We start from the raw sequence: 25,546 nt of genomic DNA, 5'->3' as shown, positions 1-25,546 counted from the left end.
GATGATGATATACAGGATTAGAATAATCTTAGATGCAGAAGAAGATATTTTTCGTGACATGGAAATTGAAGAGGATAGCACCTTAGAAGATTTTCACAATACCATAACCCAATCCTTTGGTTTTGCTGGTAACGAAATGGCTTCTTTTTACACCTGTGATGAAGAATGGAATCAGGAAGAAGAAATTGCATTGTTTGAAATGAACGATGCTGGTGATGCTCGTCTAATGAGTAATACGCTGCTAAATGAAGTAATGACAGAAAAAAATCCTAAAATGATTTATCTGTACGACTTTTTAAGCATGTGGACATTTTTTGTTGAACTTGCTGACATTACCGAAAAAGAAGATGGTAAAGGCTATCCAAACCTATTGTTTAGCTTTGGAGAGTTACCAGATTCGCCGCCAGAAAAAAGTTTTGAATCTGACCCTAACCTAAGTGTTGATTTAGATTTAGACGATAACGATATTGGCAATTACGATGACCTAGATTTTGATGAAAACTGGAATTAAATCCACACATTTATCACTTAACAATTCATAAATCTTAACCCTTAGCATATTTATGTTAAATCTATATTCCGCTCAAATTGAAACACTGTCTTTACACCGTGTAGGTAACAAAAGTAGAAATGAACCTATCTTTCTATCAGAACAACCACACCTTTTAAATGACGAAACTAAAGCATTGTTAAAAGAGTATTTTTTTAGACCTTTTAGAGAAAAAGAAGAAAATTACTTTAGGTTTGACCATGAAGCAGATGTAGAATTTAACGCCATTTTTAAGGCAGCGGCAGAAATTTTTCATGACCCTGATTTATGTCATAAAGCATCAAAGCAAATTACTACACATTTATTTGAACAGTCTAATCACCCACATATAAAAAATGGTGAGGTGTATGTATGTTATTTTACAAACTTACTTTTAGACAATCAAAAAATAGATGCTGTTGGTATATTTAAAAGCGAGCTAAAACACGACTTTTTGCAGTTTACAGAAAGTGATAGTAATCTTGAAATACTTATTCAACAAGGTATAAATATTAATAAGCTAGACAAAGGATGCTTAATTTTTAATACCGAAAAAGAAAATGGTTATAAGGTACTTTCTGTAGATAGTAACCGTTACGATACCAAATATTGGTTAGAAAACTTCTTAGGAGTTTCACCACTTGCCGATGAAAACTTTTACACCAAAAACTATTTAAAGTTCTGTCAGAATTTTGCTAAAGATGTGGTTTTACCTGCAGAGGATAAACAGCAAGAGGTACTGTTTATGAACCGTGCCGTAAACCATTTTGCAAAAAACGACAACTTTGAAGAAACTAGCTTTTTAAATGAAGTTATTGAAAATCCAGAGTTAATACCTGAATTTAAACATTATAAGGTAGAAAAAGGACCGAAGTTTAGTATTGAAGATGTTTCAAACTTTGATATTGCCAATAAGGCGGTTTCTGATGCTCGTAAAAAGATTAAAAACGTAATTAATCTAGATACCAACATTCAAATAAAAATGGATTTTATTAATCCGGAATCTGCGGACAAATTCGTAGAAAAAGGCTGGGATGAAGAAAAACAGATGTATTACTATCTAGTATATTTTAACAAAGAACAAAAGAGCTAAAATTTTTTCTCAATAAGTTGTTTCATACTTACATCTTCGTAGTTTCGCCTAACAAAATCTAAAGACAAAGCTAAAATCTGACCCATGGTTTTAGCTTTTTTAAATTCTAAATCTAGGGTTAAATCATGTATATGATTTTTAAGCTCTTCTATGTTTTCTTCTAAAGAAATTTGGTCAGATTTTACAATAGATGTTAATCTTTTTATTCGGTTACCTGAACTCAATATTCTTTTGGCAACAATAGACCGCTCTTCAATTTTATACTGATTTACAGAGTCTTTTAAAAGGGTTTCTCTAACCAATTCAACCATTAGAAAGTTTTCTTTAAAAAACTGTGGGCGGTAAACCTTTAATTTACCTTCAAAACACTGCTGGTCAAAATCTATTGCTCTAATTCTATACACCACATGGTCAAAATCATGGGTAGGAACAATAACGTAGTTATACGACCGCATATCACCTAGTAAACGAATCATACAACGCTCATTAAATTTTACAAACTCTTTAGCCAATTGTGACTTTTCTGGTTTAGATAAAGTGGGTAAAAAATCTTTTATAAAAGTATCTCCTGGTATACCAGCAATATGTTCTTCTATAAGGGTGTCTTTATACACTAAAAAGTTTAAATTATAAGGTGACAGCATGTGCTCCAGCTCCAGACCGTAAATTCTGCTTGCATCGGTTTTTTTTACATAGAAATACGTAAAGTTGTCATTAAGTATATTTCTAATTTTAATTCTAAATGGCTTAGAATTACCAAAGGTGCAAAAGTCAACCGCGTCTACATTTAAGTATTGAAATATGTTATTACCCCCATCAGAAAGTAAAATTGAATATACTTTTTTTAGGCTATTATCTATTTCTTCTCGTTCAAATTCAGAATAAAAAACCCGAACCCAAAGTGTATCTTCTCCATCTTCATCTTCAACTGCAATGGACCCAGAAAAACGTAACAAATCTTCATAAAAAATTGGTATTTCAATTTTTCTATTATATCTATCTAAATAGGCATCTAACTTTTTACCAACTGGGTAAGCTGGTTTTTTCTTCGACATTAACTTCTCTTCGCTCATTTAAAATTTTTCAATTTGTTATTAATCAAATTCATTCAATCCCTCTAAAATCAACTATTCGATGAATTTTACAACCACAATATTTATGTGGTTGACCTTAGGTTTATTCTACTTCTCAACAATAATATGCATAACCACAATTTACGGGCTTAATTAGTAATACCAAAGCTAAATTAATGACCTATTTTGTATCCAGATTAAAAAGGGCTCCTTTAAGCTTTACATTGGTATGCTTTATTTTTCTCCTTTTTTCTCAGTTGGTTTCTGCGCAGTTAAGCGATTTGCATTATTTACCTCCCTTAAAACAAGGTCAAAATAATGCAGGTATACGTGACCAAGCTATTTATCTTTCTACTCCTGAACCAACAACATTTACGGTTAACGCCTATAGAGGAACGAACCCAACACCAATTGCAAGTTTTAACATTTCTAATACTAACCCAGCTGTTTGGACGCTTGCTGATGGTGATAATAACATTACCCTTGTAAACAATGCTAATACAGGTGTTGTGCTTAACAACAGTGGGTTACGGTTTGAGTCTCCTAGTGGAAACCGTTTTTACGTTAATTACAGGGGTAATTCAAGTGCACAAGCGGCTTCATTAACAGCAAAAGGTAGACAAGCTTTAGGTACAAACTTTAAATGGGGTGGTGTACCCAATTTAGGAGCTCATCCTTCAAAATCGAATACCCTTGGTATAATGGCTACCGAGGATAATACAACAATTAATCTCTTTGGTTATGACCCCAACTGTGAATTTAGGGTTGGGAATAATAGAGCAGGCATTACAGATAACTCAGTAACCATAACTTTAAACGCTAATGAATCTTTTGTTTTTGAGACTTACATAGGAAATTCTCCAACACAAGCTCATGAAGATGGTTGGATTGGTGCCTCGATAGAGTCTGATAAAGATATTGTAATTAGTAATGGGTCTATAAACTTTGGTAGACAAGCCGGTGCAAGTAACCGTGATGCTGGTATTGATCAACCAGTTCCAATTAATAGATTAGGTAAAGAATATGTATTTATTCGTGGTAATGGTAATACCAATGGTTGGACAGAGTTTCCATTGATTATTGCTACTTCTGATGATACTCAGATTTTTGTCAATGGTAGTACAACCCCAATCGCAACCATTGATGATGGAGAATACTTTGAAATTCCGAATAGTAATTATTCGGCTAATACGGTTGGCGCCAATATGTTGGTTCAAACATCGAAAGATGTTTATGCGTATCAATGTATGGCTGGCGCAAGGCAGGTGTATACTCAAGGTTTAAATTTTGTAGCCCCAGTAAATTGTTTATTACCTGATTCAATGGATAACATACCAAATATCAGGGATATGGCTGGCACAAATGTAACTGGTGGTATGACGATTATTGCCGCTGTAAACACACCTGATTCTAATATTATTGTGACAGATGGTAGCGGTACGGTTACCTTACCACCATCAACGCCAGTAACCGGTTCAACTGATTGGAAAACCATTTACATTCCTAACCTTAATGGTGATGTTAGTGTACGGTCTACTGGTCCAATGGCAATCGGCTTTTTTGGTTTTAATGGTGCTCGTGGTGTTGCTGGTTATTTTTCTGGTTTTGATACACTACCAGAAGTTACCTTAGCTATCAGGGGTGGCAGTGGTTGTTTTGTTGGCTCAGAAATTTATGAGGCTACAAATAGCAATTTTGATGCCTTTCAATGGTATGAGAATGGCCAACCAATACCAGGTGCTAATGGTCCGAGTTATGCACCCTCAGGAGCTGGTGAATTTTTTCTTAGAGGAACAAAAGGCCCATGTACCTACGATAGTAATCCTTTACAGGCCTTATACTGTGACCCAGATATTGTATTAGAAAAAACCGTAGACCGTGCAGAGATAATGGAAGGTGAAATTGCCACATTCACTATTAAAGTTACTAATAATGGGGTTGGACCTATAACCAACCTCCAAATTACGGATAATATTCCTGTTGGTTTAACCTTAAACTCAGCCTTTACCATAACAGGAAACTGGACTGGCAACACTTGGAATATAGGAACTTTAAATGGTGGTGATACTGCTTTTCTTGAATTAGAAGTAACTGCTGATGAAATAAATACGCTACCCCTATTAAGTTTAACCAATACGGCAAGTAATTCACAAGATCAAAATGATGCAAATATCACCCAAGATTCGCCTTCAGCTAAAATTGTGGTACATAACGATTTTGATAACGATGGTGTAAATGATATTACAGATTTAGATGACGATAATGATGGTATTTATGACGAGGATGAATGTGATACCTTTTTATTTAATATCGCCAATGGTAATTCACATTCTGATACCTTAATAAGTCTCAACAACTACTTGGTTTTTGATGTCTTTAGCATTGATAATTCTTTTAATCTTAATGTAAATGGCAATGATATTGCTGGAGAAGTTCAATTTCAATTAACTGGCGGTGCTACGGGTAATGTTGCTCGCTTTGCTGATGGTTCTTCCTATGGTGAAAACGGTAATCCTAACATTTGGACATTAAACGGTAGTCATGGTAGTCCGTTATTACGGGTAGTAGTTGACCAGACCGGTCAATTTGAGTTGTTTGGTGCTAGGTCTTCCAATGGACCCTTAGAACCTATGTTTTTAACCACACCAGCAAACATTGTAAATTGGAATAACACAGCTAGTAATGCAATAACTATAGGACAAGCAGTAGTTGGTGCAACCAATATGAGAGGTGTATTACTTACAGCTGGTTGTGATGATGATGGAGATGGCATACCAAATACTTTAGACTTAGATAGTGATGGTGATGGTTGTACAGATGCTGTTGAATTTTATAAAGATGATACTGCAGATGGTGGTGATGGTGGTGAATACGGTACGGGAGTACCTGTTGTAGATACTACAAACGGTACAGTAAATGATGCTTCTTACAATAGAGTCTTAGCGCCAATTATAGTGCTCGAAAATACTTCAGAAGACTTAGGTGGAACAACTATTAATGGTTCTAATGTGAGCTTGGGGCAGTCCTATCAATATGTACTTCGATTTCAAAATACCGGAGATGATGATGCTACAAATTTTTCTATCCGAAATATTTTACCCCAAAATTTAACCGTTGATGCTATTGATATTACTGACGCTCCAGGGGTAATTTCTAATCATGATATTGCAACCTCAACAATCAATTTTGATATTCCCGATGCTTTGGTTACCGTTGGTAATCCAGTGTATATCATAAGAATACAAGTAACCTTATCATCTAATTGTGCTGACTTTGTAAACGCATGTTCTTCTGAGCTAAATAATGAAGCGTATATAACCTATCAAGGGGTTTCCAATACTTCAATATTTAGCAATGAAACAGGTGCGCTTACACCAATACCTTGCGGTAATACGCCACAAGTGGCATCAAATACTATTTCTGATAATTTAGCTAATTGCTCTAGTGCAAGAACGGTTCAATTATGTGGTGATGATACTATTCTTACTGCTGGGGCAGGATTTGGAACCTACACATGGGCCATTGATGAAAATGATAATGGTGAATTAGACGGTTCAGACACCATTGTAAATGATGGTGACCCTGACGGAAACCCTAGAACACTTCTAGTAACTCAAATAGGTAGGTATGTTGTTTTAAAAGAAAATGCCGGGTCTTGCACAGATATGACCGAAAGCATTATTGTTGAACGATTTGGAACTACGCAAACCAATCCAATCGCGGATTACTTTACCCAAGTAAATACAGATACCAATCCTGATAACGACTTGCAAGGAGAAATTGTGGTTTGTTCTGTTGATGGTGATTTACTACCTAAAATATTTCTTTGCGGTGAAAATGACGAAGCTTTTATTCAGTTGGGAATTACAGATGCACAAAGCATTACTTGGCAAAAACTAGATGAAGGTAGCTGCACTCCAAATGGTGATGATTGTGCTAACAAAAACGCAACCTGTACTTGGTCTGATTTAGTTTCACAAAATAATTATACTGTAACAGAAGAGGGTGAATACAGAGTTGTAATTAGTTATTTAAACGGTTGTTTTAGTCGTTTTTATTTTAATGTTTTTGAAAACAATCTAGACATTAATTATACTTCTGAAGATTTACTTTGTAACACACCTGGTAATATAAGAATTACCAATATTGGTTCGGGGTATGGCTTTCAATTGGTAGATGTAAATACGAATTCAGTAGTAATACCTTTTGCTGATAATAATGGCCCAAACTTTGATATTGCAACTAGTGGAACTTATAAGGTTCAGGTAACGCAATTAAATCCATCTACTGGTGACCCAATTGATGGAGCGTGTATTTTTGAAACTGAAGACATTGGTATACTAGAACGTGATTATCAAGTAAATATCACTACTACTCCCGCAGATTGTAATGCTTTAGGAACAATAACAATTCAAGCACTAAATGTATTACCAAATTATAATTATGAAATACGTTTAGATGATGGTGCAAGAGGCGGAATTGGTTCTTTGGTAGATAGTGAGATGGCTACTAGCAACAATACCCAAACTTTTACTGGTGTTAATCCAGGAACCTATTTAATTTATACCTCTACAGATGATGGTTGTACAGATGTACAAACCGTAATTGTTGATGAAATTCCAGAGCTAACACTTTCTGCAATCACTTCTGAAAATATTACTTGTTCAGCTGGGGTAGTTAATTTAACAGCAAATGGAGGTACACCAAGCCCAGACTATCAAATGGCCATATGGAGTAAAAATGGTGTTGATTTATATGCTAGTGCTAATGCTGTTCCAGCATCTAGTTTACAAACCAACCAAACTTTTTTATTTGGATATAGAGGAACTCCAGAAACCTATTTTCCAAATGAAGACGGTGATTATCAGTTTATAGTTTTTGATGATAACGGTTGTTATGCAATTTCAAATACGGTTACCGTAGAAGATTTAGGCACGCTTTCTGTTTCTGGTTCTCATTCTCAAATTACGTGTGCAGATTCTGCCACCTCAACGTTAACAGTTACAGTAACTGGGGGTACAGCTCCTTATCAATATAGTTTGGACGGTGGCACAACATATCAATCTAGTAATAGTTTTGCTAATCTACCTGCCGGACTATATGAAATTACCGTTACAGACTCCAGTGGCAATGCAACTACTTATTGTTCTGAAACTATATCTTACGAAATAGACCAACCCTATCGTCTTGTGGCATCTGCCGCAATTATTGAAGATGCCTCTTGTAATCCAAGCGGGGCACTTGTAAAAATCAGAAATGTATCTGGAGGGCAAGCTCCATATGAATATAGTTTTGATGGCGGTTCTAATTTTTCTGCTCTAGATAATAGAAATCTATTACCTGGCACATACAATTTAGTGGTTAGAGATAGCTTAGGTTGTACTTATTCTACGGAAGTTGTAGTGCCTAATTTGCCTTCAGACCCAACGCTAACAACGGTCATTGATTACGATTGTGCAGGAGAAGGTAGTTTAATCGTAAATACATCAAATACTACAGACTTTGCCTATACCTATACTTTAAATGGAACTCCGAATACCCCAACAGACAACAACACGTTTACCAATCTTTCTGCTGGCACATATAACTTAACCGTTGGGTATACTTCTGCTTTAACTCCAAATCAAAGTACGCTTTTCTTCGAAAGTTTTGGTGCGGGTATTACCACTCAAATTGCAGAAGTAGGTAGTGCTTATTGTTACGAGCCGCAAGATGGTACGGTATTAAACTGCAATAGAGGTCCCGCAGGTATTTTAGTTAACGGTGAATATGCTGTTACAAATTTAGTTACCAATGCTAATAATTTAGCTACATTAACCAATCCGCAAGACCATACTGGTTTAACAGATGGTAGATTTTTTGCTATAGATGTTAGTACATTCTCTGATACCGGCTCTCCGGTCTTAAATTCTATTTTATGGCAAAAAGAAAATATTGAAGTTCTTGCTAATAGAGAAATCACATTTAGTTTTTGGGCATTTAATCTTATGAATGTTACTGGAGCTGGTAACAACCCTCAAGTACGTATAGAAATCTTAGATAATACGGGAACAATTATTCATTCTGAAGCTGTTCCTGAAATTCCTAAAAATACCAGTGATATTGATTGGCATGAAAGAACAATAACCTTTAATCCAGGTGTAAACACAGATATTGCTATTGTTTTACGGTCAAATGTTAATAGTAACGATGGTAATGATTTGGTATTGGATGATATTCAAGCTTATCAATTACCAGAAATATGTGAACAAACCCAAGACTTAAGTGTGGTTATAGAAGCTGATAGAGCTTTCGAAGCCCAGCTTCTTAATACTACTAATCCTTCTTGTAATGGTGCTTCTGATGGTGCTATCCGTTTTGAAGTTTCGAATTTTGATTCCCTAACAGGATTTGAATATTCTATTGATGGTGGTACAAATTGGACTACATCATTAAGCTCTCCCGTTACAACATCAGCAAATTTGGGTGACGGAAGCTATTCTGTAATTGTGAGAAAAGTTTCAGATAACAGTTGTAGTACTGCTATAGCTGCTTCGTTAACAGAACCCGCTATTATTACTGCAAGTCTATTGCTAACCGCAGATTATACCTGTTTTAATGCGGGTGGAACTTTAGAAGCCAGTGCTAATGGAGGAACACCAGGTTATGAATATCAGTTAGAAAACACATCTTCTACAATCATAGCGGCTTTTCAAAATTCACCTGTTTTCAATAATATTACTGATGGTGATTATGTAATACGGGTGAGAGATGTTAATGGTTGCGAATCAGTCTCTACTAGCATTGTCACCATAGACGCACCTGAAACGGTAACATTTACAACTTCGTCAACTGCATGTTATGATGGCGCAAATAACGCCACCATAACCGCCAACATTGCCACAGGAAATGGTGGATACACTTTTAGAATTAATGGTGGGGCGTGGTTAACACCTACTCCATCTTCCGCAACCGATTATACCTTTAATGGTCTTGCAAATGGTTCGTATACCATTGAAGTCTCTGATGCTTTAGGATGTATTTCAACACCAGAAACCGTTACTATTGCTCCCGTATTAACTGCACAGGTAATTACAACAGACGTTACCAGTTGTGCTGATGGAGAAATAAATGTTACAGCTGCTGGCGGAGATTCTAATTATGTCTATGCTTACGTTACTTCTGGTAGTACTGTGACCCCAGGTGACTTTGGTATTGCATCTACATTTACTGTAACTAGTGGAGCAATAGGAAACTACGATGTTTACATAAGAGATAATGGTGGTGCCTCACCTTTCTGTGAATACATGGAAACCGTTACTATAACTACTGCTCCTGTTTTAGCTTTTAATGCTATTGCTAGCGACCCTCAATGTCATGATGGTTTTGGCTCAATTGCCATTTCAATAACTTCAGGAGACGCTCCATATGAAATAACAATTACTGATTTAGATAACGGTGGTGCATCTAACCAAACCGTGAATAGCGTTTTAGGAAACACATACTCTTTTTACAATTTGGGTACTGGTGATTATACTTTAGATATCTCTGATAGTTATGGTTGTACGGTTACACAAACTCCAATAACAATTAATAACCCTGATGAGTTAGTGGCAGATGTTTCTGGAGTTACGCCATCTAGTTGTTCTGGTTTGTTAACCGATTTTGGATTTGACTTTCATAGTTATACTACTACTATTGGCACTTTAGAATTTAGTGATGATGGTGGTTCAACATGGCAGTCATCTGACCAATTTAGGGGTTATCTTTCTGGAACTGTTGTGAACCCTTCTATTAGAACAGTAGATGCTAGTAATACTACTATTTGCCAAACTGATTTGCCTGAGTTTATTATACCGTATCCACTAGATGATTTAGATATTACAATTGCAGCGATAATTGTGAATTGCAATGAATTGCAAGTTACAGTTCAAGGTGCTGAGGGTACACCAAATTACCAGTATACTTATGCTGATGAGCCCTCTAGTTTTAATCCCGCATCACCTACTATACCTTGGACTACACCTGCACAAGATGAATTCACACCTTATGTATTTAATGGTTTAGTACCTGGTAGAACATATACTTTTTATGTTAGAGATGCCGCAGGTTGTGTAAGACAAAGTAATGTAAACGTAAACGATTTAATTACGCAACCTTTGGGTATAACCTCAACAATTACACCAACTTGTAATGGTGGTTCTACGGGTAGTATTGTTTATGAAATCACTGAAAATTCAGTATCAACCGGTAGTGAAATAGAATGGTCTTTATTTGACATTGCCTCTGGCACGCCAGTTATGATTTCTAATAGTGGTGGTAATATTCCTTTTAGTTCCCCACAAACTATTAGCATAAATTCTTTACCTGCTGGTAATTACTACATAGAAGTAACTAAAAAAGATGGGGCAACAGCTAATTGTATAAGTGCTTCGGAAAACGAAATTCTAGAAGAGTTAGATGCTATTTCTGGTACACCATCAGTATTACAACATATAACTTGTGATAGACCTGGCTTAATTGAAATTCCTGATATCACTGGCGGTGGGGGTACCTATTTTTACGATGTTACTGGTCCTGTAGGATTTAGTAACATATCTGGAACTTTAGATAATCCTATAGAAATTCCAGCAAATTCTCCAGGGGGAACTTACAGTATTAGTGTAAGAGACCAATACAATTGTGCTGCACCACTTGGTAATGTTACACTGAATTTAGCTCCAAATCCAACTATTGATGCTATTGATGTAGCTAATTGCAATGCCCAAGCAAACGTTACCGTAACCGCTAGTAGTAGCGCAAGTCAGATTTTCTACTCCATTGATGGTGGAGCAACTTATGCTAATAATGGCGGCGTATTTACAAATATTACTGCGGGCACGTATACTGTTATGATTTTGGATAGTAATGGCTGTACGGATACCAGCTCAATTACTGTGCAACCGCAATTACAAGCTTCAGTTTCTTTAGCACAAAGCCTAGGGTGTGGAGCCGGAAATGAAGCTGAAATTCTTATTGAAGTATCTAATGGTTCAGGAACTTATGACTATGAGGTCGCAGATTCAGCAACAACTATTGTAGCTAGACAAAATCTAAGTACTAATCCTACAACCGTTTTAGTTACCAATGCTGATACCTACACGGTAACCATATACGACATAGGAATTACTGGACCAGAGTGCTCTAGAACCTTCGCTATTGAAGTTCCTGTGGCAACACAACCTAACTTTACCACTAATACGGTTGCTGTAAGCTGCACAGGTGCAATAGACGGTGTTATTCGTATTAATGAGACCAATAATGGAATAAATCCATTAACCTATACCTTATCGCCTAACATTGCTACTTTTAATGCAAGTACCAACACTTTTGATAATTTACCAGGTGGCTCTTATAATGTAACAGCTATTGGTCAAAATGGTTGTAGCACAACCGTAACAAATATCACAGTTGCTGAACCCAACCCAATTACTTTTGACCTACCTGTGGTAACTGAATTTGGTTGTTCTTCTAATAATAATACTAACAATGCAACAATACGTATTAATGAATCTAGTATCGCAGGCGGAAGTGGTTCTTATGTACGTTATGAATTTATAGATGCGGTAACAAGTACTGTTTTACAATCGGGAACCAATCCTGTTTATAATCATACTGATTTTAATCAAATTGATGTAGAAGTTTGGGTATTTGATTCTAACGGATGCAGTGCACAAAGTGCGGTAACAATACCTGCCTATGATGAACTACAAAGTGCCTCAATAACTGTTGATGATGCCATTAGTTGTGCTAATTTGGGTGAGGATATTAGTATAAATGTCACCGGTAGTTTAACAAACTATACAACTGACCCCGCTAATTATGAGTTCAGATTATTACCTAACAATAGCTATCAAACAAGTAATCAGTTTCTAGATTTACCGGCAGGCAACCACACGTTTGGTGTTAGAAATATTAATACAGGTTGTGAAATCACTATTAACCATATTATAGATACGCCAAATACATTTGATGTTATCGTAAATAAATTAGCTGATGCAATATGTTATGGAGATAGTGGTAGTATTGAATTACTCTTATCTGATGTATCCTATACTGGTGGATTCAACTGGGAAATCTATTCTACCAATGGAACACCTAGTAATAGAACAGATGACGGAGCTCCTGTATTAACAGGAAATTCTGTAAACGTTGGTCCTACTCCGGCAATAGCAGTTCCTGCAGGTGACTATTTAGTTGAGATTACTCAAAGCGGATTTCCCGAGTGTAGCCAAGTTCGTTCATTTACTATTACTACACCAATTGCTCCAATTTCACTAGAACCAATACAATTAACACAAGTTGGATGTTCTAATGATGAAGGTAGTGCTTTGATTAATGTTCAGGGTGGTCAAGGCCCATATCAAATAGTACTCACAAATTCTACTACCTCTAATTCCACTACCATTTCTGGTGTTAATGGCCACTTGTTTTCATCTCTGACAGCAGGGCAATATTCAGTTGAGGTAACAGATGATTTAGGTTGTAATGTAAGCTTTGTAAATGAATTTAGTCTAGTACTACCAGACCCTATAAATGGTACTATTAACGCCACAAGTTTAGCTTGTAAAGGAGATTCTAATGCTGAAGTATCAATTACGCTCGACCCAAGAAATGTTACAGCTGATTACAGGTTTATTCTAAATACCTATGCTGACGCTTCTGGTTCTTCTACAATTGCCACCTCAGCATCTCAAACATCAACAATATTTAATAATCTAGGTACTGGTTATTATAGTATTACTGTTTTAGATAATATGAGTTGTGAATTTGAATCGTCTATAATAGAAATCACAGAACCTAATGAAATTAGCCCTCAATTAATAACTGCAACTCCTTTAAGTTGTTTGGTAGATGCTGAACTATTATTAAGTGTAAGCGGTGGAGTGGCACCTTACGAGTGGAGTATTGATGGAATAAATTTCAATGCAATGAATAATGCTGGAGGTAGTAATACGCATCAATTTACTGCCATAGGGCCTGGAAACTACAGTTATTTTGTTCGAGATAATAACGGTTGTATTTCAATAGCTTCAAATGAAATAAGTGTAGAAGCCTTAGAAAACTTATCTGTTACAATAGACAGTTCCGCAGCTTATGTTAATTGTTTTGGTGAAAGCAACGCGCTTATCCTAGCTGAAGCAGATGGTGGTTTGGGTGATTATGTATTCTCGCTCTTTTCTGACAATATGCTTACCCAAGAAGTAAGACCTAATCAAAGCAATGGTATTTTCGCTGATTTACCATCTGGTACATATTACGTTAGCGTTCAAAGCGAAGATTGTCAAACACAATCTGAAGCTATAATAATTGAAGAACCTACTTTGCTGACGGTTTCTTCAAGTATAGAAAATATAAGCTGTTCTGGTATTGATGATGGTAGCGTAACCCTCCAAGCAAGCGGCGGAACCGGAAATTATCAATTTGCCATTTCGCCTAATCTCAATCAATTTGATGATAATAACACCTTCGAAAACCTTAGTGCAGGTGATTATATAGTAATTGCGCAAGATGAAAATGGTTGTTTTGAAGTTCTAGAATTCACTATAACTGAACCACTACCATTAGAAGTAACTTCAGAAATAACCCATGAAATCTGTTACAACAGTGCTGATGGTACGCTAACATTAACAATAGAAGGTGGTACAGCCCCTTACGCTACCAGTTTAAACAGTAATAATGACGCAGACTTCACAGAAAGTGTTTTCATATATGAAAATCTAAGCTCGGGCAATCACGTGGTGTTCATCAAAGATGCTAACGGTTGTGAAATATCAGAAGTATTCACCATTGATTCAGGAGTAGATTTAAGCGGTTCTATTGACATTAACTACGGTTGTGATGTGAATGGTTATGCAGAAAATCAAATTGAAATTAATCTAAACGATTCTTCTAGTACTGAAGCAGTTCTATTTGGTTTAGACACTGATGACCCAAGCCAAATGGTTGTTGAAAACAGATTTGAAAACTTAAATGGCGGCGCTCATACGGTATATGTGCTTCATGAAAATGGTTGCTTAAACAGTTTTGATTTTAACATTGAAACTTTTGAACCATTACAACTTACGCTTGAAGAAACTGATATTAATGAATTTACAGCCATAGCAATTGGCGGTACAGGTCAAGGTACTTATACCTTTACCGTAGATGATAACCCACCTACAAATTCAGAAGTGTTCTATATAACAGAGACAAAGACCTATTTTGTAACTGTTACAGATGAAAATGGTTGTAGCGTTTCTGCCCAGATAGCAATGGAATTTATTGATATTGAAATCCCAGATTTCTTTACCCCAGATGGTGATTCTCTAAATGATACTTGGGCACCTAGAAATATAGAATCATACGAAAACATTTTTATCAAGATTTATGATAGATACGGTCGTACTTTATATTTCTTTAATGGAAATCAAGATGGATGGGACGGTAGATATAATCTTGAAAATATGCCAACGGGTGATTATTGGTATATCATCAAACTAAATGGTCCGCAAGATGAACGAGAGTTTATTGGGCATTTTACCCTATATCGATAATTAAATAGTATAAAATTAGCTAATTAAATGAGTTCGGTTAAATATTTGTACCAACTATTACTTACACTAGTTATTCTATTAACAGCGGGTCAAATTCAAGCGCAGCTGAGTGATTTGCATTATTTACCACCGCTAAAACAAGGAACGAACAATGGCGCAATTCAACAGCAATTAATTTATCTATCAACACCTGAAACTACCGCATTTACAGTAAACGCCTATAGAGGAACGGCTACAACACCAATTGCAACATTTACAATTTCCAATGTTAGTCCTGGAGTTTATAATTTACCAAATGGAAATAATAATATTACCCTTGTAGATAACAATCATACAGGTATTGAATTAACAGACGCCGGACTACGTTTTGAAGCACCTAGCGGAAACAATTTCTACGTAAATTATAGGGGGCGTTCGAATTCACAAGCGGCTTCATTAACTTCTAAGGGTAGGGCTGCTTTAGGTAGAAATTTTAAATGGGGAGGGGTACCAAATTTGGGTTCTGAAAATTCTAAATCAAACACTTTGGGCATTATGGCTACAGAGGATAATACAATTATTGATTTAACAGGTTATGACCCTAATTGTGAGTTTAGAGTAGGTAATGATAGAGCTGGCATTACAGCAGATACTTACCAAATTGAGCTAAACGCTAACGAATCATTTGTTTTTGAAACATATATTGGTAAATCTCCAACTCAAGCTCATGAAGATGGCTGGATTGGTGCATCTATAATAGCAAATAAAGACATTGTTATAAGTAATGGTTCGCTTAACTATGGTAGACAAGCAAATAATAGTAATAGAGATGCAGGTATTGACCAACCTGTTCCTGTAAATAGATTAGGTAAAGAATATGTATTTATAAGAGGTAACGGAAATTCTAATGGTTGGACAGAATTTCCATTAATTATAGCAACAGCCAATAATACAGAGATTTTTGTTAACGGTTCCACAACAGCTATTGCAACAATTAATGAAGGAGAATATTTTGAAGTTCCAAGTAGTAATTATTCTTCCAATACAGCTGGTGCAAATATGTATGTGCGTACCTCTAAAGATGCCTATGCCTATCAATGTATTGGTGGGTCAACCGCCGCATACACTCAAGGTTTAAACTTTGTGGCTCCGGTAAGTTGTCTTTTACCAGATACTATGGATAACATTCCAAATATTGAAGATGGTGCTGGTGTAAATATGACTGGTGGGGTCACAATTATAGCTGCAAGTATAACCCCAGATGCTAATATTACAGTAACTGATGACACTGGAGTAGTAACACTACCCTCTTCCACAGCTGTTGTGGGAACAACAGATTGGAAAACTTTTTACATTCCTAACCTTACTGGTAATGTAAGTGTGACATCTACTGGTCCTATAGCAGTTGGCTTTATAGGTTTTAATGGCGCAAGAGGTATAGCTGGGTATTTCTCGGGCTTTGATAATGCACCTGATGTTGATTTAGCAATAACCGGTAATAACTGCCTTCCAGGAGCAGTTTTAGAAATTGCAAATGGCGAATTTTTTGATGCATATCAATGGTTCGAAAATGGCAATCCAATAGCTGGGGCTACTTCATCTACATATAGTGCAAATACTGCGGGAGATTACTTTTTGAGAGTCACAAGAGGGCCATGTAGTTACGACTCTAATGCCATCTCTGTCTATTATTGTAATCCTGATATTTCATTAAATAAAGCTGTCGACAATAATGCTGTAACAGATGGAGATTTGGTTAATTTTAGTATTACAGCTGAAAATTTTGGATATGACCCTGTTACTAATTTAGTAGTTACTGATATACTTCCTAACGGACTTGAGTTTATTTCGGCAACCGCTACTACAGGAAGTTTTAGTTATCCTAATTGGAATGTTGGCACACTAAATCGGGGGCAATTAGAGACCTTGAATATTGTAGCAAAGGCAAGAATTACCAATATTTATATGAATACAATGACGCATACAAATACGGTAACAAATAGCCAAGACCAGACAGATTCAAATATTACTTTAGATAACCCATCAGTTGATGTTTTGGTTACTATGATTGCACCAACAACAATAATTACAAACCGAAGAATTACAGTTAGAGTCAATAAAAACTAACTTTTAGTGTAACATTTTTGATTGATTATCGTCAAGTATGCATAAATCAATCAAAAAAACACAGCTTGAGTACAATTCTAACAGTTAACAACCTTACTAAAAAATTTGGTTACCTCACTGCTGTAAATAATCTTTCTTTCACCATAGAAAAAGGAAATGTTTACGGTATTCTGGGTCCAAATGGTAGCGGAAAATCTACAACACTAGGTATCATCTTAAATGTTGTAAATAAAACATCTGGCAATTTTAGTTGGTTTGGGGGGCAGACTTCTACCCATGAGGCACTTAAAAAAGTTGGTGCAATAATTGAACGACCAAATTTTTATCCGTACATGTCTGCAGTAAAAAACCTTAGACTAGTATGTAAAATTAAAGAGGTTCCAGTTGATAAAATTCAAGAGAAGTTAGAATTAGTTGGACTTTGGGAACGTAAAGACAGCAAATTTAAAACGTATAGCCTTGGAATGAAGCAGCGCTTAGCCATTGCCTCTGCTCTATTGAACGACCCCGAAATTTTAATCCTAGATGAACCCACCAATGGTTTAGATCCTGCAGGTATACATCAAATACGTGAAATAATAAAGAAGATAGCCGCTCAAGGCACCACAATATTACTAGCTTCTCACCTACTTGATGAAGTTGAAAAAGTATGTACCCATGTAGTTATTTTAAGAAAAGGCGAAAAGTTATATGCTGGCCCTGTAGACAGTATGTTAGCTAGTCATGGCTTTTTTGAACTTAGAAGTAACAATTTATCGCAACTAGAAGAATTGTTAAGTAACCATGCAAGTTTTGGAAAAATAGAAAAATACAACAGCACCTTAACCGCTTATTTAAAAGAAGAAATGGCCTCTGAAGAACTCAATCAATTTCTTTTTAACAAAGGTATTGTATTAGGGCATCTTGTTAAACGAAAAGAGAGTTTAGAAGAACAATTTTTAGAATTAACCAAAAACAAATAAGCATGGTACGTTTACTCAATATAGAATTCATAAAACTTTGGAATAATCGTGCTAGCAAAATTTTAATATTAGCATATTTTATTCTCTTAACTTCTATTGCACTAATTGCTGCAATAAAATTTGATATTGGTCCCGTTAAATTTCATTTAGCAGAACAAGGCATTTTTAACTTTCCATACATATGGCATTTTAACACTTTTATTACTGCAATTTTCAAGTTGTTTCTAGCTATAGTTATTGTTTCAATGATGGCTAATGAATACAGTAATAAAACCATTAAACAGAATTTAATTGACGGACTATCAAAAAAAGAATTTATTCTTTCAAAATTTTTGACCGTCATCTCATTCGCTGCAATATCAACAGTATTTGTTTTTGTAGTTTCTATGATACTTGGTTTGGTGTATTCTGACTATAACGAGCTCTCTATAATTTTCTCTGATTTAGAATTTCTACTTGCCTTTTTTGTAAAACTGGTAGGCTTCTTTTCGTTTTGTCTTTTTCTAGGAATCTTTGTTAAAAGGTCAGCCTTTGCACTTGGATTTTTAATTCTCTGGCAAATTTTTGAAGGATTTGTAAGAGGTATGATTAGATGGAAACTACTAGACGGCACAGATACAGACCGAGTAATGGCTTTTTTTCCATTGAATGCTATGTTTAACTTAATAGATGAACCCTTCTCCCGACTTAGTGCGGTGCAAAATGTAGCAAGTCAAATTGGAGAAAAAATAGAATTAGACTATGCAGTTCATTGGTATGAAATTTTAATAGTTCTCGTATGGACGGCGATTTTCATCTATTTATCTTATGCGTTACTAAAAAAGCGTGATTTATAGTATCTTTCTTTGGTGGAAGATGCTGTATGAAAAAGAAATTGCTCCTTTTACTTACCCTAGTATGGTCGGTTTTGTGCTACCCGCAAGATTGCCCAAATCTCATTAGTCCCACTAATGGAAGTTTGCAAGTTGTTGTTGAAACTAACATTATTTGGGAACCTGTGGTGGGGGTTCAAGCCTATATTATTTCATTAGGCACCACCCCTGGCGGTACTGATATTGTAGATTCTTTCAATGTAGGTAGCGATACCTCTTATCAACCCCCCTTAGGATTACCAGAAAACACAGAAATTTTTGTGACCCTTACCCTTTTCTTTTTTGATAGAGAAGATGTTATTTGTGAAAGCCAAAGTTTTACCACAGAAACAATTTTAGAGGCTCCCTTGTGTAGTGATGTTGTTTTCCCAATCAATGGTGCAATAAACGTAAGTCCAGAAACTAACATTGTTTGGGAGTACGGTTATAAAGCTTCTGGTTACATTCTTAATATTGGAACCACACTAGGTGGCGGAGAAATTGTTAATGATTTAGATGTTGGCAATCAATTAAACTTTAGACCTGCCACTGATTTACCTCCAGAAACGCGGATATATGTTAGCGTTACACCATATAATTCTATTGGTCAAGCAACTTTTTGTTCAACTTTTACATTCATCACTAGCTTACCTACCAGCCTTCCTGGATGTACTAATTTAATAAGTCCATTAAACGGTGCTACCAACGTACCCTTGACTCCCCTAATTGAATGGAATGCTGTTACTGGGGCAAATGGTTATAGAGTTACCATAGGTTCTAGCCCTACAAACTCTGATGTGTTAGATAATACCACATTTACAACCACAAGTACATTAGTCTTAGATTTTGAACCAAACAATACGTTTTTTGTTACCATAATTCCTTTTAATGATGCTGGTGATGCTATTGGTTGCCAGCAAGAAGCTTTTTCTACGCAACTAGGTTGCGGCCCTCACTTTGACCCAGCTACAGGCGAATTAGTTACCTTAAATCCTGAGTTTGAATTTTCTAATACGTTTTCTTTTTGCGAAAATCAAACCCCCTTAATAATTGATGGTCCAGAAGATGCTGATGGATATCGTTGGTTTAAGGTTAATGAATTTAGAGATGATGAGCTACTCTCCGAAACATCAACAGTTGAAATTTCAGAAAATGGAGATTATTATCTCGAAGCCTACACGCTTGTTTTAGGCAGCGGGGAACCGTTAGAATGCCCCACAACAAAGATGTTCAGTGTGGTTTCATCAGAACAACCTGTTATTTCTAATGTTAGAATGGTAGAAAGCGTCTCTGGTTTAAATTTTACTATTGAAACGGCCAACAATGGTAATTTTGAATTTGCTATTGATGATAGTAATGGTCCCTACCAAGACAGTAATGTTTTTACCAATATAGAACCAGGTAACCATGTATTTTACGTTCGAGACAAGGGTGGATGCGGTGTAGATGAATGGATTTTTGAACAAGATTTAACTGTAGAGGGTTTTCCAAAATTTTTTACTCCCAATGGTGATACTGCAAATGATTTCTGGCAATATGTTAATCCGCCAAATGAAGAAGAAGTCGTATTTCCTCAAATATTAATTTTTAACAGATACGGTAAATTACTAAGAGAAATTAGCTCAACATCCAAGGGGTGGGATGGCCGATTTAATGGTCAACCGCTACCAGCAGGAGAATTTTGGTTTCGAGCTATAGATGAACAAAATAAAGTCTATCAAGGACATTTTACCTTAAAGCGATAAATTATTGTAAATTAGAATATTGCTATGTTGTGAGAACAATTCTATCCATATTGGCTTGTCTGTTGTTTGGTGTTTTTGGTTTACAAAGTCAAGAATGCCCAAACCTTATATCGCCTTATGATGGAGAAGAAGGTGTGCCTGTTGATGCCCCTATTTATTGGGAGGATGTTGACCATCCTAAATTTGTTGGTTATCTAATTTCTCTTGGAACCACCCCTGGTGGAGAAGATATTCTTAAAAAACGTTCTGCAGGTGTAACCAGTGAATTTATTTCCCCTATTGGCTTACCAGATGACACAACTATTTATGTTACCATAAGCATGTTTATTGCAGGGCAAGACCAAGTGGTTTGCGCCTCACAAAGCTTTAGTACGAGTGATGTTGTTACCCCACCTGATTGTACAGAATTGAACTCCACAATTACCCCTCCGCCAAGCATACGAGGAACTTTTATAAGTTGGTATTATGCGTATACCGCCACAGGTTATTACTTAACTGTTGGTACTAGCGAGGGCAGTAATGATATTTTAGACAACTTTGATGTTGGCAACCAACTTAGCTTTGAGATTTTACCCGCCCTACCTGAAGACACAGAAATTTTTGTACGAGTTACACCCTATAATGAAAATGGAGAGGCGTCTAGTTGTAGTTCAGAAAATTTTTTATCTCTTGCGGTTACTGCAGATGTTTGTAGTTCTTACTATAATGCAAGCCAAGGCGGTGTAATATATCCAAGTCCGCAATTAACCTTTCCTGATAAAGTATTTATTTGCACCACTGACCCTGATAGGCGTTTCAAAGTTCAAGATCAAGCAGATGGTGCCAGATGGTTTTTTATTAATGAATCTGGTGAAGAAACCTTAGTTTCATCTGACCTTGATGTAAAATTTGAACAACCAGGACAATATCGTTTAGAAGCTTTTAATGATTTGGTAACTGCGGTATCCACTATTGAATGTACCTCAAGTAAAACATTTAATGTGTATGTTTCTGAGAAACCAGAGATAATTGCCGTTGATGTTGAAGGTAATCCTGAAAATCGAAGGGCTACTATAAGTGTTTCTGGTAGTGGTGACTACGAATTTTCGTTAGACGAATTTGGGGATTACCGTTCCTTTAGAGAATTTAACGGACTAGGTCCTGCAGAGCAGAAAATTTATGTTCGAGACCGTAATGGTTGTGGAACCTCAATTGCAGTGGTACCCAAAGTATTAAGTGCTGCCGATTTTCCTGCATTTTTTACACCAAACAATGATTCTAGTAACGATAACTGGGCGTTTAATCCTAGAGACCGAAAAATAGCTGCTCTTGTGGAGCGTATTAGAATATATGATAGATATGGCAGACTTTTAACCATGCTCATGCCAGATTCTAAAGGCTGGGATGGCACATATGATGGTCAACTACTTCCGCCCAGCGATTATTGGTTTATAGCTGAAACAATATCTGGAGATACTATTAAAGGGCATTTTACCCTAAAGCAATAACAGCATTTGTATCTTTACAACTATGAAGTTTAAGGTAGTTTCAGAGTTTAAACCAACAGGCGACCAGCCGCAAGCCATTAAGCAATTAGTTAAGGGAATTGATAATGGTGACCCATATCAAGTCTTACTTGGTGTTACTGGTTCCGGTAAAACATTTACGGTAGCAAACGTGGTAGCAGAGGTTCAAAAACCTACCTTGGTTTTAGCACATAATAAAACGCTTGCAGCTCAATTGTACTCTGAGTTTAAACAGTTTTTTCCAGAAAATGCAGTAGAATACTTTGTGTCGTATTATGACTATTACCAACCTGAAGCCTATATACCTACTTCTGGTACTTATATTGAAAAAGATTTATCTATAAACGAAGACATTGAAAAACTTAGATTAAGCACCACTTCTTCACTTTTATCTGGCAGAAGAGATGTAATTGTTGTTGCTTCGGTATCTTGTTTGTACGGTATTGGTAACCCCATTGAGTTTCAAAAAAATGTGATTAAAATTGAACGAGACCAAGTTATTGCGCGTACCAAACTGCTTAAATTATTAGTTCAAAGCTTGTATTCTAGAACAACCGCAGATTTTAGAAATGGCAACTTTAGGGTTAAAGGTGATGTGGTAGATGTTTTTCCAGGATATGCAGACCATGCCTATCGCATTCATTTCTTTGGTGATGAAATTGAAGAAATTGAAGCTTTAGACCCCTTCAACAATACGGTTATAGAAAAATATGAACGCTTAAATATCTATCCTGCCAATATGTTTGTTACCTCGCCAGATGTACTTCAGAACGCGATAAGACAAATACAAGATGACCTAGTAAAACAAATAGATTACTTTAAAAGTATTGGCAAACCTCTCGAAGCTAAAAGACTAGAAGAACGTACCAATTTTGATTTAGAAATGATTAGAGAATTGGGTTATTGTTCTGGTATAGAAAATTACTCTCGTTATCTAGATGGTAGAGATCCCGGAACAAGACCATTCTGTTTACTCGATTATTTTCCTGAAGATTACTTAATGGTTATTGATGAAAGCCATGTAACCATACCGCAAGTTCATGCCATGTATGGCGGTGACCGTTCTAGAAAAGAGAATTTGGTGGAATACGGTTTTAGACTACCCGCCGCATTAGATAATAGGCCACTAAAATTTGAAGAGTTTGAAATGCTTCAAAATCAGGTGCTTTATGTAAGTGCTACACCCGCTGATTACGAATTACAATTGAGTGATGGTGTTTATGTGGAGCAAATTATTAGACCAACCGGACTTTTAGACCCCATAATTGATGTTCGACCTAGCGAAAACCAAATTGATGATTTAATTGAAGAAATTCAGCAACGTGTAGAATTGGATGAGCGAACTTTAGTAACCACGCTTACAAAGCGAATGGCTGAAGAGCTTGTAAAATACCTTACGCGTATTAATGTGCGCTGTAGATATATTCATAGTGATGTTGACACCTTAGAACGAGTTGAAATAATGCAAGATTTGCGTAAAGGGATTTTTGATGTTCTGGTGGGGGTAAACCTGTTAAGAGAAGGCTTAGATTTACCTGAGGTTTCACTGGTAACTATACTAGATGCTGATAAAGAAGGCTTTTTACGTAGCAATCGCTCCTTAACCCAAACGGTTGGTAGAGCAGCTAGAAACCTAAATGGTAAAGCCATAATGTATGCTGATAAAATCACAGACAGTATGCAGAAAACAATAGATGAGACCAACTATCGCCGTGAAAAACAGATGCAATATAACACTGATAATAACATTACTCCTAAAGCACTAAATAAAAGTCTAGATAGTGTTTTGGCTAAAAATTCAGTATCGACATATCATTTTGAAAAAGAAGCTATGCGTGCCGCTGAACCAGATTTAGAATATCTAACTCCTGAACAGAAAGATAAAATTATCAGAGATAAACGTAAGGCCATGGAGAAAGCGGCTAAAGAACTAAACTTTATGGAAGCCGCGAAATTACGAGACGAGATTAAAATGCTGCAAGAGCAAGAATAAAAAGAAAGCGCTCCGTAAACACGGAACGCTCTCCTTAACTAACCAACTAAACAAACGCTGACAACAAGTGGTTGTCAGCATTTCAGCAAAATGTTTTGCTGAAACCAACCAATCATGAAACACCTTTAGACGGTGCACTCTGAATATTGTTACGCTATTTCAATTAACCTCTTTGGCTTAGGTAAAGCCTCTTGTTTTTTAGGCAAGGTTAATTTTAAAACTCCGTTTTCTTGAATTGCATTTATTTTATCTTCATCAATGGTTTTTGGTAACGTAAATGAACGTTTAAAAGCACCATAAGAGAATTCTTTACGAGTGTAATTATCTTCTTTGGTTTCCCTTTCAGTCTTTACTTCAGAAGAAATAGTTAATATGTTTTCATTGACCTCTATATTAACATCATCTTTATGTAAACCTGGAATTGCCATGTGCAATTCAAAACCATTTTCGTTTTCTTTGATATTTACAGCAGGAATATGGGTTCTATCGTTTTCTAAACCTCCGAACCAATCTGTGGTCATCATATCATTAAACAATGCAGGAAATAATACGTTGTTGTTTTTTAGTAAACTCATGTCTTAATATTTTTTGATTCAACTTGTTTTTTAATTTCAAGCTGTAGAGGACAAAAGTTATACCGATAGTAATATTATGTCATTTTGACACTTTTTAGTAGAATATTAGTGACATTTTGTCTTAATTGAAGTGTGTTTTAAAGATTTTAATCAGTTTATCAGCCGGGATAGCATTGTTAGGATACAAATGCATGGTTTCTAGAACTTGGTCTATAGCTGATGGAGATAGTCCCATTTTTATCCCAATTTCATGTAAAGACTTGAGCTCTGAAAGACTTTGTTGGTGATCAACATTCATTAAAAGTAAGAGTCTATGAAATTGAACCAACCTATCTCCCAATCCTTTTAAAACTAATGTTTCAGTTGAATTATGAAATAAGTCATCAAAAGATTTTTTACTAACACCTAAATGCTGAGCCACATTAAACATAAAGTCATATTCAGACTCTTTAATAGTTTCATCTACTCTAGCAAAAGCTATTAGCTGTGATAGAATGCCCAATTTTTCATCATAAGTACTCATAAAATCTCTTGGCTATTGGTATTAGTACAACTCTAAA

The 25,546-nt window shown here is 35.9% G+C and carries 12 protein-coding genes; 9 read left to right on the top strand and 3 right to left on the bottom strand.

Features of this window, described 5'->3' with window-relative positions; translation table 11 throughout:
• The first annotated feature begins 4 nt into the window (after nt 1–4).
• Nucleotides 5–511: an IS1096 element passenger TnpR family protein gene (locus H5V42_RS09175; RefSeq protein ID WP_185783029.1), complete on the top strand. Its 507-nt coding sequence runs from the start codon at nt 5–7 to the stop codon at nt 509–511.
• A gap of 52 nt (nt 512–563) precedes the next feature.
• Nucleotides 564–1,622 carry a nucleoid-associated protein gene (locus H5V42_RS09170; RefSeq protein WP_185782863.1) on the top strand — a complete coding sequence of 353 codons (1,059 nt, stop codon included), beginning with the start codon at nt 564–566 and terminating at the stop codon, nt 1,620–1,622.
• Here H5V42_RS09170 and H5V42_RS09165 read toward each other — a convergent pair.
• A complete protein-coding gene (locus H5V42_RS09165) occupies nt 1,619–2,695 on the bottom strand; it encodes a hypothetical protein (protein ID WP_185782862.1) in 1,077 nt (358 codons plus the stop codon). The two genes, H5V42_RS09170 and H5V42_RS09165, sit on opposite strands and share 4 nt — an antisense overlap.
• A 176-nt stretch (nt 2,696–2,871) precedes the next feature.
• Here H5V42_RS09165 and H5V42_RS09160 point away from each other — a divergent pair, with 176 nt between their 5' ends.
• The 7 genes from H5V42_RS09160 (at nt 2,872) to uvrB (ending at nt 24,411) form a co-directional block, all read left to right on the top strand.
• On the top strand, nt 2,872–15,249 hold the full coding sequence (locus tag H5V42_RS09160) for a T9SS type B sorting domain-containing protein (RefSeq protein WP_185782861.1): 12,378 nt from the start codon (nt 2,872–2,874) through the stop codon (nt 15,247–15,249).
• A gap of 27 nt (nt 15,250–15,276) precedes the next feature.
• Nucleotides 15,277–17,355: a DUF11 domain-containing protein gene (locus H5V42_RS09155; protein WP_185782860.1), complete on the top strand. Its 2,079-nt coding sequence runs from the start codon at nt 15,277–15,279 to the stop codon at nt 17,353–17,355.
• A 65-nt stretch (nt 17,356–17,420) separates the two neighbouring features.
• Complete coding sequence (locus tag H5V42_RS09150) at nt 17,421–18,317, top strand: ABC transporter ATP-binding protein (protein ID WP_185782859.1); 897 nt, start codon at nt 17,421–17,423, stop codon at nt 18,315–18,317.
• Nucleotides 18,318–18,319: 2 nt separating this feature from the next.
• The gene (locus tag H5V42_RS09145) at nt 18,320–19,153 is read left to right on the top strand and encodes an ABC transporter permease (RefSeq protein WP_185782858.1); all 834 of its coding nucleotides are present in this window, start codon (nt 18,320–18,322) and stop codon (nt 19,151–19,153) included.
• A gap of 26 nt (nt 19,154–19,179) precedes the next feature.
• A complete protein-coding gene (locus H5V42_RS09140) occupies nt 19,180–20,913 on the top strand; it encodes a T9SS type B sorting domain-containing protein (protein WP_185782857.1) in 1,734 nt (577 codons plus the stop codon).
• Between the two features lie 29 nt (nt 20,914–20,942).
• The gene (locus tag H5V42_RS09135) at nt 20,943–22,400 is read left to right on the top strand and encodes a T9SS type B sorting domain-containing protein (protein ID WP_185782856.1); all 1,458 of its coding nucleotides are present in this window, start codon (nt 20,943–20,945) and stop codon (nt 22,398–22,400) included.
• 22 nt (nt 22,401–22,422) lie between these two features.
• Entirely contained in the window at nt 22,423–24,411 is a 1,989-nt protein-coding gene (gene uvrB / locus H5V42_RS09130; protein ID WP_185782855.1) for an excinuclease ABC subunit UvrB, read from the top strand.
• A gap of 149 nt (nt 24,412–24,560) precedes the next feature.
• Here uvrB and H5V42_RS09125 read toward each other — a convergent pair whose 3' ends face one another.
• Both H5V42_RS09125 and H5V42_RS09120 read right to left on the bottom strand, forming a co-directional pair.
• Entirely contained in the window at nt 24,561–24,986 is a 426-nt protein-coding gene (locus H5V42_RS09125; RefSeq protein WP_185782854.1) for an Hsp20/alpha crystallin family protein, read from the bottom strand.
• A gap of 121 nt (nt 24,987–25,107) precedes the next feature.
• Nucleotides 25,108–25,509, bottom strand: coding sequence for a TerB family tellurite resistance protein (locus H5V42_RS09120; RefSeq protein WP_185782853.1), 402 nt, complete (start codon nt 25,507–25,509; stop codon nt 25,108–25,110).
• Nucleotides 25,510–25,546: the final 37 nt, after the last annotated feature.

The organism is Croceivirga lutea (assembly GCF_014235875.1).
GTDB lineage: Bacteria > Bacteroidota > Bacteroidia > Flavobacteriales > Flavobacteriaceae > Croceivirga > Croceivirga lutea.
Note: the sequence above shows the minus strand (reverse complement) of the source record. Positions and strands in the feature narration are given on the sequence as shown.